General features: G+C 45.7%; 13 protein-coding genes. 2 read left to right on the forward strand and 11 right to left on the reverse strand.

Going from position 1 to position 14,646, the window contains the following annotated elements:
* Positions 1-6: 6 nt before the first annotated feature.
* From AWM72_RS03210 to AWM72_RS03255, 11 genes are all read right to left on the reverse strand, one after another.
* Entirely contained in the window at positions 7-918 is a 912-nt protein-coding gene (locus AWM72_RS03210) for an FAD:protein FMN transferase (protein ID WP_067976538.1), read from the reverse strand.
* Positions 919-962: 44 nt separating this feature from the next.
* The gene (locus AWM72_RS09185; protein WP_083272383.1) at positions 963-1,325 is read right to left on the reverse strand and encodes a YbaN family protein; all 363 of its coding nucleotides are present in this window, start codon (positions 1,323-1,325) and stop codon (positions 963-965) included.
* 134 nt (positions 1,326-1,459) lie between these two features.
* Positions 1,460-2,524 carry an acyl-CoA dehydrogenase family protein gene (locus AWM72_RS03215; protein WP_067973064.1) on the reverse strand — a complete coding sequence of 355 codons (1,065 nt, stop codon included), beginning with the start codon at positions 2,522-2,524 and terminating at the stop codon, positions 1,460-1,462.
* Between the two features lie 12 nt (positions 2,525-2,536).
* Positions 2,537-3,085 (reverse strand): carboxymuconolactone decarboxylase family protein, encoded by a 549-nt coding sequence (locus AWM72_RS03220; protein WP_067973067.1) that lies wholly within the window; start codon positions 3,083-3,085, stop codon positions 2,537-2,539.
* A gap of 211 nt (positions 3,086-3,296) precedes the next feature.
* Positions 3,297-3,977 carry a 2,3-bisphosphoglycerate-dependent phosphoglycerate mutase gene (locus tag AWM72_RS03225; protein ID WP_067973071.1) on the reverse strand — a complete coding sequence of 227 codons (681 nt, stop codon included), beginning with the start codon at positions 3,975-3,977 and terminating at the stop codon, positions 3,297-3,299.
* A 109-nt stretch (positions 3,978-4,086) separates the two neighbouring features.
* Positions 4,087-4,479, reverse strand: coding sequence for an SseB family protein (locus AWM72_RS03230; RefSeq protein ID WP_067973075.1), 393 nt, complete (start codon positions 4,477-4,479; stop codon positions 4,087-4,089).
* A 561-nt stretch (positions 4,480-5,040) separates the two neighbouring features.
* Complete coding sequence (gene tuf, locus AWM72_RS03235; protein WP_067973078.1) at positions 5,041-6,228, reverse strand: elongation factor Tu; 1,188 nt, start codon at positions 6,226-6,228, stop codon at positions 5,041-5,043.
* A gap of 163 nt (positions 6,229-6,391) precedes the next feature.
* Entirely contained in the window at positions 6,392-8,482 is a 2,091-nt protein-coding gene (fusA, locus tag AWM72_RS03240) for an elongation factor G (protein WP_067973080.1), read from the reverse strand.
* 208 nt (positions 8,483-8,690) lie between these two features.
* Positions 8,691-9,161, reverse strand: coding sequence for a 30S ribosomal protein S7 (rpsG, locus tag AWM72_RS03245; protein ID WP_067973083.1), 471 nt, complete (start codon positions 9,159-9,161; stop codon positions 8,691-8,693).
* Positions 9,162-9,185: 24 nt separating this feature from the next.
* Positions 9,186-9,599 (reverse strand): 30S ribosomal protein S12, encoded by a 414-nt coding sequence (gene rpsL, locus AWM72_RS03250; RefSeq protein WP_067973086.1) that lies wholly within the window; start codon positions 9,597-9,599, stop codon positions 9,186-9,188.
* Between the two features lie 464 nt (positions 9,600-10,063).
* The gene (locus AWM72_RS03255; RefSeq protein ID WP_067973089.1) at positions 10,064-12,769 is read right to left on the reverse strand and encodes a GW dipeptide domain-containing protein; all 2,706 of its coding nucleotides are present in this window, start codon (positions 12,767-12,769) and stop codon (positions 10,064-10,066) included.
* A gap of 281 nt (positions 12,770-13,050) precedes the next feature.
* Between AWM72_RS03255 and AWM72_RS03260 the strand changes: the two genes are divergently transcribed.
* Complete coding sequence (locus AWM72_RS03260) at positions 13,051-13,899, forward strand: ABC transporter ATP-binding protein (RefSeq protein ID WP_067973091.1); 849 nt, start codon at positions 13,051-13,053, stop codon at positions 13,897-13,899.
* Positions 13,892-14,587: an ABC transporter permease gene (locus AWM72_RS03265; protein WP_067973094.1), complete on the forward strand. Its 696-nt coding sequence runs from the start codon at positions 13,892-13,894 to the stop codon at positions 14,585-14,587. Before AWM72_RS03260 ends, AWM72_RS03265 begins: the two co-directional genes overlap by 8 nt.
* Positions 14,588-14,646: the final 59 nt, after the last annotated feature.

The raw sequence follows: 14,646 nt of genomic DNA on the forward strand, positions 1-14,646 counted from the left end.
TATAGCTTATTTCAAAACTTGTAAATGATCTAAGAGGCCGCGGCTAGCAAGGAGACGACCTTGCTTATCGATAACGAGGGCCTGATAGTCTTTGGCTTGGGCTAATTCTGCTTGGATTTCGGTCAAGCTTAGTGGGTAGAGCCGGGTGGTCCAAACCTCTGCCATCACCGACTGGTCAGCCAGCACACTCACACTCGCCAGTTCATTCTCCACGGGGTAACCCGTCCGGCTGTCAAAAATATGCTGGTAAGAATGGCCATCGACGTCCAACTTGCGCTCATAGCCTCCTGAAGTGACCACAGATTGGTTGTGGACCTGGAGGACAGCACAGTTCTGACCTCTTGGCTTGCGGGGGTCTTGGATGCCAATCCGCCAATCCCTAAGCTCCGGCCGTTTGGGTGGAGGGCCATAAACCTTGACATTGCCTCCCAGGTTAATCATGGCCGACTGGGCACCAGCTTGGATAAAATCGTCCATAATCTGGTCCGCAAAATAGCCCTTGGCCAGTGCCCCTAGGTCGATCTCCATCCCTTGCCTAGCGAGGTAAACTTCATGGCTGGCCTCATTCAACGCAATTTGCCTGGGGTCAATCCTTTCCAAACAAGCTTCGATTGCTTGGTGACTAGGCTTATGAGCTCCTTCAAAACCTATCCCCCAAAGCTTGACTAAGGGGCCAATGGCAATATTTAAGCGGCCCTTAGAAGCAATGCTCTCTGCCTTACCTAGCTTAATCAATTCAAAGAGATCTGGATCGACTGCCCGAGCAGAGCGGCCTGCCCTCTGGTTGACCTGCATCAATTGTGAATTGGGATCATTGGCCGAGAAACGCTCATTATAATCATAGAGCTTTTGGACCGCCCGCGCTAGAAGAGCCTTAGCTTGGTCATGGCGGACATAGAGATCAATCCAGGTACCCATCAGGCGAATCCTTGTCTTCTCTTCTTTCACTGTTATCCCTCCTCTTAACGAATGGTCTTAATACGGAAGAAGAGGAAGTAGCCAAAACACAAGCCACAGATGATGATGAAAACCCGTACTGGCCACAGGGGAACGAAGTAAATCGAAATTCCCATGACCAAGTAAGTAAAGATTAGAATCTGCCATTTCTTCCGCCAGCGAATTCCACCCGTTCGCTGATATTCTCCCACATAAATCTGGTAAAGCCGGGTGCTCTCCAACCATGCACGAAAACGCTCAGAACTTCTGGCAAAGAACCAGGCTGAAAGCAGCAAGAGGGGCGTTGTCGGCAGGACTGGCAGGACGACTCCGATGGCTCCAATTATGAAGGAAAGAAAACCCAGAACGATATAAAGTCTTCTTTTAATGCGATCCTCTCCTCTCTATATAATTTTGGTCTTTATCCCTAGTTTATCATAAGACGGGAACTTAACCTACTGAGAAGCCAAGCAAAAAAGACGAGAGTGGAAACTCCCGTCTATCGAAGGTTCTATTTGACTAATTAATTGACTTGGAGGATATGGCGCAATTGCACCGCACTTGGAGAAACAATGGGTAGGAAGGCCCCCTCATTCCAACGGCGGATAAAACCTGACTCGGCTGCTTTGAAATAAGTTGCTCCACCGCCCGCTTGAAGTTCGAGCAAGAGGCTTTGGGCGACCACATCCACAATATCAATCCGCAATTGGAAGAGTTCACGCGGCCGCTCAACAAAGTAATGGGGATTCTCTAGGCCTTGGTAAAGCTCATCTTTAATGCGGTTGAGCTCAGACAAGGCGTCATGGTATTCCTCTTCAAGCACCCAGCGCCGGTCGAGATTGTCTTCCACTTCAGACAGGGACTTCTCAGCTAAGCCAAATGCTAGTCCAAATTGGAAGCCAAGGAAGGCCGGACGGTTCTCTTTAAGAAAGTCACCAGCATCATCCGCAAGGACCCAGTTCTTATCCAAAACCACGCCGTCGAAGGTCAAGGCTGCCGTATTGGAGCCTTGGAGGGAAACAAATTCTAAGTCCCGCGACCGGTGGAAGTTAGCTGCATTGGATGGAATGGCCAGGACAATCGGCGACCGTTCTTCCTCTTCAAAGCCAGCCACGAAAATCGTAATAAAGTCGCGGGCACGGGCATTGGTGACCCAGGGCAGACGGCCGTATAGCTTGTAAGCCTCCCCTTCCTTACGAATGGTCACGTTCAGGTCTTCTAATTCTGATAGATGTTTAACCGCATTGGATAAGGCCGTAGCCCCTGCATATTCTCCTGTCAACAGACGGTCTAAATAGCGATCGCGGAAGAAGGCATTGTCACTATGGAGGATATTGTCAATGAAGGTGCGGTGGCCCCAGGAGATAAAGGCTGCGGTTAAGGAATGTTGAGCTAATTCAGCTAGCACTTCAACCACGTCTTGGAGCTTGCCCCCAGTCCCGCCGAATGCTTCAGGAACCCCAACCCGGAAGGCCCCTTCAGCCGCAATGCGTTCCAAGAGGTCATCGCCGTAGCGTCCAGATTCCTGGTCAATAAGATCAGCGTGCGCGTCTAAATAGCTAATGAATTCATCTGAGAAAAATGACATGACAAGCCCTCCTTAAGCGTATTCCTGAAGTTCTGGATTAATCGGTGTCTTCGCCAGATTATTCGCATAATTGCAGAGTGTAGCCAAACTGACCCCTAATACGACTTCTAAGGCAGCTTGTTGGTCATAGCCAGCTGCAAAAAAATTGGCCAAGTCTTGGTCGCTCACCTTGCCCCGATCTTGGATAAGGGCCCGCGTAAAGTTAGCCAAGGCGTCTAACTTCTGGTCACTCACAATGGGACTTTGGTCTTTTAATTCTTTTAGGAGCTTCGGATCAATATCTAGCTGCTTAACTGCAAGGGCAGTGTGACCTGCCACACAAAAATCGCAACCGTTGCGGCGGGCGGCTGTAATCTGTACCACTTCGCGTTCCAGGGGAGATAGGCTGGTCTTGTGATTAATGGCCCCTACTTTACGGTAGGCTTCCAAACTAGCTGGAGCATTCGCTAAGAGTCCAATCAAGTTAGGAATATAGCCTTTGTTTTCCTTATAGACCGTTTCTAAAACTTTTTTCGATTTTTCTGGAGCACTTTCAATGGTATGGATGGTAAATTCTGACATGCAAATCACACTCTTTCTCTTTGGATTATACTTACTTTATCATAGTGACTTGCTCTTGGATAATACTGTCTTTAGCTCAAAACTGATCGCCTATTGAAAATGATGAATTAACGATCAAGGCTAATCATTTTCCTTACTATTTATAAGCTGGTGCCAGCTAAAGCAACAATAAAAACAGCCCCTAAAGGCTGCTTTTATTGGATTTATTAGTTTATTCTGATTTCAAGATCTGGCGTGATCGAATTTCTAAATCGGAGTTTAGATCATAGACGATAGGTTGGGCGTTGGGTATTTCAACACCTTCAATGGCATCGTCCGAAATATTTTCGATATATTTAACCAGGGCCCGCAAGCCGTTGCCGTGACCGACAATCAGGACATTTTTCCCTGATTTAAGGGCTGGAGCCAGCTCATCCTGCCAGTAGGGAGCAAGGCGCTCTAAGGTATCCTTGAGCGATTCCCCTGCCCGGAGCGATCCTTGGTCCAAGTGGGCGTAGCGTGGGTCTTGGATGCCCGCCGGATCGACTGGTGGGCGCACATCGTAAGTCCGACGCCAGGCATGGACCTGGTCTTCCCCGTATTTTTCTTTCATCGCGCTTTTATTGTGGCCTTCCAAAGCCCCATAATGTCGACCATTCAGCCGCCAGTTCTTCTGGTAGGGCACATAGAGCTGGTCCATAGCAGATAGGACAAAGTAGCTGGTCTGGATAGCCCGGCTGAGTAAGGAACTGTAAGCCACATCCACGTGTATATTCGCTGCTTTTAGGAGGCAGCCGGCTTGGTAGGCATCTGCCTTGCCTTGGTCGGTTAAGGGCGAATCATACCAACCAGTAAAGAGATTCGCTAGGTTGGCTTCACTCTGCCCATGTCGTATTAAGATTAGTTTCATCATAATCCCTCATCTTGTTTAAAATCAAGCCAACCCTTCATTGCCAGGGCTAGCCCCTTAGCCTTTATTTTACACCAATCCAATTGGCCTGAAAAGGACCGCTGGAAGGAAGCTAAGTCCGGGCAATCTTTTGAATCAGCTCGCGGGTAAATTTGATATGGTCTGTATTATTATTGATCATAAAGCCTGCCAGTTGGGGATTATCTTTCTCATCCATAAACATGGCGGCTAGGTCAGCGTAAGCGAGGTCTTTAGTGTTTAAAGGACCCAAATCAGCCAAGACCGCTTCCAAACCGCGCGGTGTAAAAACCGCCAAGTAGGTTAAAGCATCTGGGCTCTTCACCGTAATCAAACGTTCTTGTTCTCCAGCTCGTGCGCCATCTTGGTCTTTGGCAAGCAGAACCTGGAACTGACTTTTTTGAACAGCTTGGAGTAAGGCTAGGGTATTAGCCCCCGTCTTCTCTTCCTTATAGCGATCAATTACAGCTTCAATATCCTTTGTCATCAATAGGCCCCCTTTTCTCTCCATAAAATATAGCATGATTTACTAGCGAGGACAAATATTTAAAGGGGTTATCGTCAAGATAAGCCTTTATTTTCTTTAAATTATCTATAGAATTTAAAGAATATTAGCGAATTTTAAAAATGCTTACAGCGCTTATATATTTGGATTTAATTTTTAATTCATTGAGATTAAAATTTGCTTTTTATTTATGAGCAGGAGTGGAGCTTTGAATTTAATCGTTAGCCATGAACAAGCAAGCGATGTGAATTAGGGATAGTTGGCTTTAGCCTTACTAGCCCTTTGAAGCTCGCTAGGCGAGAGACCAAGGCTCGAACCGATGCCATGCTTTAGCCGTTGGAGCTTTAGCGACTTACGGATAAAGTACAAGACGGCTTTAGCCAGTGTTGATCCTCTAAATATTTAACGATTAAATTCAAAAGCAAAACGGATGCTCACGAACAAAGTGTGGTAAAGATCTCAAAGAATAAATAAAAAGAGGGCCGAAGCCCCCTTTTTCGTCTGATCATATTTAACTTAAGTGTCAGGAAATGAATACTTTAATTAAGCATCAATTTTTGATACAACGCCGGCACCAACAGTGTGGCCACCTTCACGAATAGAGAAGTTTGTACCTTCTTCGATCGCAACTGGGTTGATCAATTCAACTGACATTGTAACGTTGTCACCAGGCATAACCATTGGTGTATCTTCTGGAAGAGTGATAACACCAGTGATGTCTGTTGTACGGAAGTAGAATTGTGGACGGTAGTTAGATAGGAATGGCGTATGACGGCCACCTTCTTCTTTAGTCAACACGTATACTTCTGCTTCGAACTTAGTATGTGGTGTGATAGTTCCTGGTGCAGCTAATACTTGACCACGTTCGATGTTTTCACGAGTTACCCCACGTAGTAAGGCACCAACGTTGTCACCAGCTTCTGCGTAGTCAAGAGTCTTACGGAACATTTCAAGACCAGTAACAGTTGTCTTAGTGATATCTGGGTTGATACCAACGATTTCAACTTCGTTACCAACTTCAACTTTACCACGTTCAACACGGCCAGTAGCAACTGTACCACGACCAGTGATTGAGAACACGTCTTCAACTGGCATCATGAATGGTTTATCAGTGTCACGTTCTGGAGTTGGGATGTATTCATCAACAGCATCCATTAATTCCATGATCTTGTCTTCGTATTTTTCGTCGCCTTCAAGGGCTTTAAGAGCAGAACCAGCGATGATTGGTGTATCGTCACCTGGGAAGTCGTATTCTGATAAGAGGTCACGAACTTCAAGTTCTACTAATTCTAGTAATTCTTCGTCGTCAACCATGTCGCATTTGTTTAAGAATACAACGATGTAAGGAACCCCTACTTGACGAGCTAACAAGATGTGTTCACGAGTTTGAGCCATTGGGCCGTCAGTTGCAGCAACTACTAAAATCGCGCCGTCCATTTGAGCAGCACCAGTGATCATGTTCTTAACGTAGTCCGCGTGCCCTGGGCAGTCAACGTGAGCATAGTGACGGTTAGCTGTTTCGTATTCGATGTGTGAAGTATTGATTGTAATACCACGTTCTTGCTCTTCTGGAGCGTTATCGATTGCAGCGTAGTCTTTAGCTTCACCAAAGCCTTTTTTAGCTAATACAGTAGCGATAGCTGCTGATAAAGTAGTTTTACCGTGGTCAACGTGACCAATAGTACCGATATTAACGTGTGGTTTTGAACGATCAAAATGTTCTTTTGCCATTTTTTAAATTTCCTCCTCAGAATTTAAGCAATATTATCCATAATAATCTACTATAGATTGAATGATTATATTATAAGAGGGACAGGGGCTAAAGTCAAGAAAACTTGCTCAATTTGCCCCGTCAACTCTTACTTTGTCAAGGGTTAAGTCTTAGGCTTTAAGACTATTCGCCGCCCTTACCGTATTTAGCGACAATTTCGTCACCAACGGATTTAGGAACTGGTTCATAGTGGTCAAAAGCCATAGTGAAGGTACCGCGACCTTGAGTTGCAGAACGTAGGGTTGTTGCATAACCGAACATTTCTGAAAGTGGTACCATGGAGTGAATTTGGATAGCGTTTCCGCGTGGTTCTTGACCTTCAATACGGCCACGACGAGCAGAAACGTGTCCCATAACATCCCCTAGGTATTCATCAGGAACAACCACGTCAACCTTCATCATTGGTTCAAGGATAACGGCCCCAGCGTCTTTAGCTGCATTACGTAATGCAAGAGAAGCAGCAACCTTGAAGGCAGACTCACTAGAGTCGACATCGTGGTAAGAACCATCGTAAAGTTTCGCCTTCACGTCAACTAATGGGAAGCCTGCAAGAACACCATTTTCCATAGCGTCTTTCAAACCAGCTTCAACTGAAGGGATGTATTCACGAGGAACAACCCCACCGACGATAGCGTCTTCGAATTCGAAGCCAGCGCCTTCTTCATTAGGTGTGAATTCGATCCATACATCACCGTATTGACCTTTACCACCAGACTGACGTACGAACTTACCTTGAGCCTTAGTTTCTTTAGTGAAGGTTTCACGGTAAGAAACTTGTGGTGCACCTACAGAAGCTTCAACGTTGAATTCACGTTTCAAACGGTCAACGATGATGTCCAAGTGCAATTCACCCATCCCGGCGATAATGGTCTGACCAGTTTCTTGGTCAGTTGTCGCACGGAAGGTAGGGTCTTCTTCAGCTAACTTAGCAAGCGCTAATTGCATCTTATCTTGGTCAGCCTTGGTATTTGGTTCAATCGCAACTTCGATAACAGGTTCTGGGAATTCCATACGTTCGAGAATAATTGGTGTCTTAGTATCACACAAAGTATCCCCCGTCGTCGTATTCTTCAAACCAACAGCTGCTGCGATATCACCAGAGAAGACTTCATCAACTTCAGAACGTGAGTTAGCGTGCATGAAGAGGATACGACCAACACGTTCACGTGTGTCTGATGTCGCGTTTAGAACGTAAGAACCAGCTTCAAGCGTACCTGAGTACACGCGGAAGAAAGTTAGACGACCAACATAAGGGTCAGTCATGACCTTGAAAGCTAAGGCTGAGAATGGTGCGTCATCATTTGCACGAACTTCGAAGGTATGTTCTGGATCATTAGCCATTTCTGCTTCGATTGGTGGTACATCAGTTGGTGCTGGTAAGTAGTCAATTACCGCATCCAACATCATTTGAACACCCTTGTTCTTGAAGGCAGACCCACACATTACTGGGAAGAAGTCTAAAGCTAAGGTTGCTTTACGGATAGCAGCCTTTAATTGGTCTTCAGAGATTTCTTCGCCTTCGAGGTAAGCCATCATTAAATCTTCATCTGTATCAGCGATAGCTTCAACGAGGTCTGTACGCCATTCTTCGGCTTGTTCTTGGTATTCTTCTGGAATTTCAGTTTCTTCAATTTCAGTACCAAGGTCATCTTTGTAGATTTCAGCCTTCATGGTTACCAAGTCAATGATGCCAGTGAAGTTATCTTCAGCACCAATTGGTAATTGGATAGGGTGTGCATTTGCACCTAGGCGGTCTCTAATTGTGCTTACAGCATATAAGAAGTCTGCGCCTAGCTTATCCATCTTGTTAGCGAAAACGATACGTGGAACATGGTAAGTATCTGCTTGACGCCATACAGTTTCAGTTTGAGGTTCTACCCCTGATTGCGCGTCAAGTACTGTTACCGCACCGTCCAATACACGTAGAGAACGTTCAACTTCAACTGTGAAGTCCACGTGCCCTGGCGTATCGATGATGTTTACACGGTAACCCTTCCATTGAGCGGTTGTAGCCGCTGAGGTGATGGTAATCCCACGTTCTTGTTCTTGTTCCATCCAGTCCATTTGTGAAGCCCCTTCGTGAGTTTCACCGATTTTATGGATCTTACCAGTATAGTACAAGATACGTTCAGTCGTTGTGGTCTTACCAGCATCGATATGGGCCATGATTCCGATATTTCTTGTTTTCTCAAGAGGGAATTCTCTTTTAGCCATTTATTCTAACTCCTTTTCAATTTAGTCAACAGAGGCTGGCTCTGCTACTTATATTATAACGTTAATTATACTAAAGTGATAGCGTCAGACTTGAAAATCTACCACTTTTTGCATTTCCGTATAAAAGTTACGGAGCATTGAGTGAATGCTGATGATATAGCCAATAAATAAAGCAGCCAAGTGGAGGCAGGCCCCACTCGCTCCTCTCTTACCAGCGGAAGTGTGCGAAGGCCTTGTTGGCTTCTGCCATGTTGTGGGCAGTTTCGCGTTTACGAACAGCAGCCCCTGTGTTGTTAGCAGCGTCCATGATTTCACGCGCTAAACGAACTTCCATGGTACCTTCACCACGGTCGCGAGCTGCACCAACTAACCAACGTAGAGCTAAAGTTTGTCCACGGTCTGGGCGCACTTCAACTGGAACTTGGTAGTTAGCCCCACCGATACGGCGAGCTTTAACTTCAAGCAATGGTTTGATGTTTTCAAGTGCTTCTTCGAAGACTTCCATTGCTTCACGACCAGTTTGTTCTTTAATGCTGTCGAATGCTTTGTATAAGATAGAAGCTGCTTTACCCCGTTTACCATCGATCATCAAACGGTTGATCAAGCGAGTTACTACTTTTGAATTGTAAATTGGATCTGGTAATACATCACGTTTTGCGATATGTCCTTTACGTGCCATTTAAACTCCTCCTTTCGCCTTTTCTTATTCCTTAGGTTTCTTCGTACCGTATTTAGAACGGCTTTGGCGACGACCGTCAACACCGGCAGTGTCGAGTGCGCCACGAACGATGTGGTAACGAACCCCTGGTAAGTCTTTTACCCGGCCCCCACGAATAAGCACAACGCTGTGTTCTTGTAGGTTGTGGCCGATACCTGGGATGTAGGCAGTTACTTCGATAAGGTTAGAAAGACGAACACGCGCATACTTACGTAAAGCGGAGTTAGGTTTCTTAGGTGTCATTGTCCCAACACGGGTACATACCCCACGTTTTTGTGGAGAGTTGTTATGTGTTGGTTTCTTCTTCATTGAGTTATAACCACGTCCTAAAGCAGGAGATTTTGATTTTTCTGTGCTTGATTTACGTGGTTTACGTACTAGCTGATTAATAGTAGGCATTTACTACTGCTCCTCCTTTCCCAATAATTGGGAGATTCTTTTTAAGTCCACACACCCTGGTGTGTCATTTTACTGTAAAAAAGAAATAACCGATCCATGATCGATTAACTTTCCTACTTCTGTGCATTAATGTATGGCAGTCAGCACGACTGTATCACTAATAACAGGAATCTGTATACAAAAAGCACCTTTGATAGAATACCACGTTGCCATTTCATTGTCAAACTTTTTCGCAAGATTTTCTTTTGAAGTTTCATATAGATAAAAAGAGACCGGAAGCTATGTCCCGGTCTCTTTAGATAAATCAAATAAGCCTTAAAGACTTCTGTCGCACTCTACTGGAAACCTGCTTCAAAAGTCAGTCCAGGCTTCCACTTCATAAACGATATCCGAGCCTCTAGCAAGGCTCTCCTAGCCTTTACTCCAGTGTAAGCAGGCCTAAGCGACTTTTGGCGCACTCTTCTTTAATAAAGGGTCTTGAAGTAGGTGTCTACGGCGCTACCGATGGCTTTGACCATCTTTTGTTGGTAGGAAGGCGTAGCGACTTTTTGGAGTTCGTTATAGTTATCAATGAAGCCGAGTTCAATTAAGACGGCTGGCACCATAGTTTCACGAACGACAGCGAAGGTGTTCCGTTTTACCCCACGGTTAATAGCCCCTGTGGCATTGATCAAGTTGTTTTGAACCAAGCCAGCAATATAGCGGCTGTTGGTCAGGCGTTGGGCATCATTGTGGTAGTTACCATTAATGGTGGATGGGTAACCTGTTGTGTATTCATAATAGAAGGTTTCGATCCCGCTTTGGGCCCCGTTAGCTGACGCATTGTGGTGGATAGATAGGAAGAGGTCCGCATTGGATTGGTTGGCATCGGCTGACCGGCCAGTGAGTGACACATACTGGTCGCCCGTCCGGCTGAGGATCAATTCATAGCCGCGTTGGCGGAGGTCAGTTGCTAATTGGTTGGTGAAGTTGAGGTTCAGGTTCTTCTCTAAGTAACCATAAGCTGCGGCCCCTGTCTCTGCCCCACCGTGTCCAGCATCTAGGTAGATGACCTTGCGCCCATCACGTGAGCGGGCGAGGTCCATTGGCTGAGCCACGGCTTCGGGGATCCAGATGCGTTGGCCTGAGTAGAGATTACTTGGCGAAACATGCTTATTATAGTTTTGAAGGGCTTCCACACTAATACCGAAGTCACGAGCAATGGAATTCAAGGTATCCCCGTGTTGGACCGCATAGGCCACATCACGCACTTTAACACCCTTGGAAGTGCTTGGCTTTTGCTTGGTTTGAGGGGCTTGACGGGTCAAGGCTGCTGCATCAATCCAGCCCTTGGTCCCATCATTGAAGCGAACATGGGCCCAGTCGGCACGGTTGGTAGAAACTTCCTTGTCTACTTGAACAGATTGACCTTGGTAAGCCTTAGTCTCTTGACGGCTCTTGATGGTTTGGTAGCCTGGGATCCCCCATGGCTTAGAGTCCACGGTATGGTTGCCGTTCTTAATATAGGCGGTGTAGTTAACATCCTTCATCGGACTGGTGTAGGCATCTTCCTTACCGATAACGAGGCCTGCCCGGTCGAACCAGCCGCTGGTCCCATCCGCTAAAGTAATGTAGGCCCAGTTGGCACGGTTGGTGGAAACTTCCTTAGTGACCTTAACGTACTCGCCTTGGTGGCCTTTCATTTGTTGACGGCTTCTTAAAGTCTCGAAGCCATCAATCCCCCATGGTTTCGAATCGAGGGTATGGTTCCCTTGGACGATGGTTGCCGTATAGTTGACCTGTCTTTCAGCTGTGGTATAGCGGTCGCCCTTTTGCTTAGGCGCTGGGTTAGCCCCTGACTGAATACCAGCCTTGTCGAACCAACCGGCTAAACCATCTGCGAAGTTCACATAGACCCAGTCAGCCCGTGTGGTTGACACTTCCTTGGTGACCTTCACATCCTGACCTTGGTAAGCCTTCATCTGACCACGGCTGCGTAAGGTTTCATAACCAGGAGCACCCCATGGTTTGGAGTCTAAGGTGTGGTTGCCATTCTTAATATGGGCAGTATAGTTGACTTCTTTAATTGGGCTAGTGTAGGCATCGCCAGAGAAAGTAATCCCCTTGCGATCAATCCAACCGGAAACCGACCCATCGACTGCTTCAATATGGAGCCAGTCCCCGCGTGTCGTTGAGACAGCTTGGTCAATCTTGACCGCTTTGTTGCGGTAGTTCGGGTATTGTTGACGGGTCACTAGAGTCTGATAGCCGTAAATCCCCCATGGCTTGGAGTCGATGGTGTGGCTCTTACCTGTGATCCGGCCATAAGCCTTAAGCGATTCAGGTTCCGTCAGATACTTGTCCCCAGGTAATTTCTTAGATAGGGCATTGCGGTCCACCCAACCAGCTAAGCTATCCTGGAAGGTCACATAGGCCCAGTTCGCCCGTTCAGTTGAAACGAGTTTGCTGACCCTTACCACTTCGCCTTGGCGGTCATTCAAGTTGGTCTTCAAAGTCTTGAAACCAGCAGTCCCCCAAGGTAGGCTGTCCAGGGTATGGTTCCCACTGGCCAGGGTCATGCTTTCATTCACTTCCTTAACAGGGCTGGTGTAACGCTCACCCTTGCGGAGGGCCCGACGATCGGTCCAGCCTTCTTGGCCATCAGCAAAGGACACGCGGATCCAGTCTGCCCGCTTGGTCGCTGCTTCAGCATCTACCTTGGCGGCTTGACCATCATAGGATTTCAAATTATTCAGAATTGTTTCAAAGCCTTGCACGCCCCATGGCTTGGTATCTAAGGTATGTTGGGTACGGACAATAGTGCCATCATAAGATACTTTGTGGGGTTCAACCGTGTAGGCATCGCCCTTGTTTGCTTCATTTTTAGGCTGGCTTTCTTCAGTCTTAGTAGTTTCAGAAGCTTGGCCGGGTTCCTCATAAACAACTTTAGGGCCTTGATCCGTCTTCCCCGCTTGGTAGGTCGCCTTGACCTGGTCTTGGTCTTGGGCAGCTGCTTCTACTGCAGGTGTTTCTTCATTGACTTGGGTGTTTTCTTCTACAGGCGCCTTAACTTCTAAGGCATTGCTTCCCTCTTCAGCCGGCACTTCTTCCGCCTGAACATTTTGAGCGGTCACAATAAAGCTGGCTAGGGCCAGGTGTGACGCTAAAAATAAATAGGATCTTTTCTTCATACTTTAACTCTCCTAATTCTTATTAATATTCTTGCGTACACTTATTATATCGAATTCGAAAGAAGATTAGGGCTATTAAAGTATTTGTTAACAAATTGTAATCTTTTCTTGACAATTTTAAAGAAGTTTACGCTACTTACGGAAAATGATTTTCGCACATTTCCATAGCTTTAAAGTATATAATGCTTAAACTAGACAAATGAAAACGACTTATGTTACTATGGATTTACTTAATAAAATTTTAAAAACCTATCGGCATTTAGCCTCTAGAAGGGACAGTTATGACATCAAAAAAAGACAACATTATAAGTGTTAAAAACCTATCCAAGCGCTTTAAGGATACAGTGGCTCTTGACCAGATTAGTTTTTCTATCCAGGAAGGCGAAATCTTAGGTTTCCTAGGGCCTTCCGGTTCAGGCAAGACAACAACTATCAATATCCTCACCAAGCAACTGGCGCCAGACCAGGGAGATATCTACATCCTAGGCAAGCCTGTTGAACACTTAAGTTCTAATGATTTCAAGAATATTGGCATTATGAGTGACACCAGTGGTTACTATGAAAAGCTTTCCCTATTGGATAACCTGAGAACTTATGCGGATATCTTAAAGGCTGACTACAGCTATGTTGATTCGCTATTGAAGGAACTAGACCTCTATGAAGACCGCGATAAGCCAGCTGAGAAATTATCGACAGGGATGAAAAAAAGAATGTTGCTCATCCGCGCCCTTCTGAATAAGCCAGACTTGCTCTTCCTTGATGAACCCACTAGCGGCTTAGACCCTAGCACTTCAAGGAAAGTCCACCGCTTACTTGCCCGCTTAAAAGACCAAGGAACGAGTATCTTCTTTACCACCCATGATATGGACGAAGCTGAAAAGTTATGCGACAACCTAGTCTTATTGAACAAGGGAGAGATTGTTGAAGAGGGTGCCCCGAAAGATATTATTATGGCGCACACGACAGACCGCCAAGTTCGTTTAACTTATGCCGATAAAAGCAGTCAACAATTATCCTTCGATGACTGTGATCCGAATCTGACCAAGCAGAACGTCGTCGCTATCCATTCATGTGAACCGACTCTCGAAGACATCTTTATTCAAGTGACAGGAGAATCTTTATATGATTAATACCATTTCGTCTCTCATTAAACTTAGATCAAAATTAATTGTTAAAACACCAAATACACTTGTCCTTCTTCTAATGCCCCTCGGCTTTTCTCTGCTTTATAACGGGATGTTAAATAATAATGGAGAAAATGGCAGTGAAATCCTCTTTATTAGCTTGACCTTTACTTTTGGCCTCTCGATCGGAACTCTGATTACTAGCACAATCGGGGAAGAAAAAGAGAAAAACAGTTTGCGTTCCTTACGCTTAATTGGTGTTAAGAGTAGTGAATATATATTAGCTACTATCTTTTATCCTAGTGTAATTAGTCTTTTAGCGATTATCTTATATCCCGTCTTAATTGACGGTTGCAATTTGAGAGAGATGTCGCTTAACTACTTCGTCATCAGCGCCCTCACTGCCCTAGCCTGTATCCTATTCTATTTCCTGATTGCCTGGCTTTCATCCACTCAGTCTCAAGGGCAGATCAATAGTATCTTGGCCATGGTCCTGATTACTCTCGTTCCCATGTTCTCCCAAATGAATGAAACTTTACAATCTATCAATGAATATTCCTTCATGGCGGCCTTAACCCAGCTCTTGTCCGAACAAAAACAAGTCCAAATAGCTGATAGTAGTTTCATTGGCTTAGTCATTTGGATCATCAGCCTGTTTATTGCCAATATCTTCTTCTATCGGAAGAAAGCTTAGCTATAAACTTCCGGGTGTACAACATGTAGCTCACAACTTTTCTAACCAAGTGGGCTCAG

Source organism: Aerococcus sanguinicola (genome assembly GCF_001543145.1).
Classification (GTDB): domain Bacteria; phylum Bacillota; class Bacilli; order Lactobacillales; family Aerococcaceae; genus Aerococcus; species Aerococcus sanguinicola.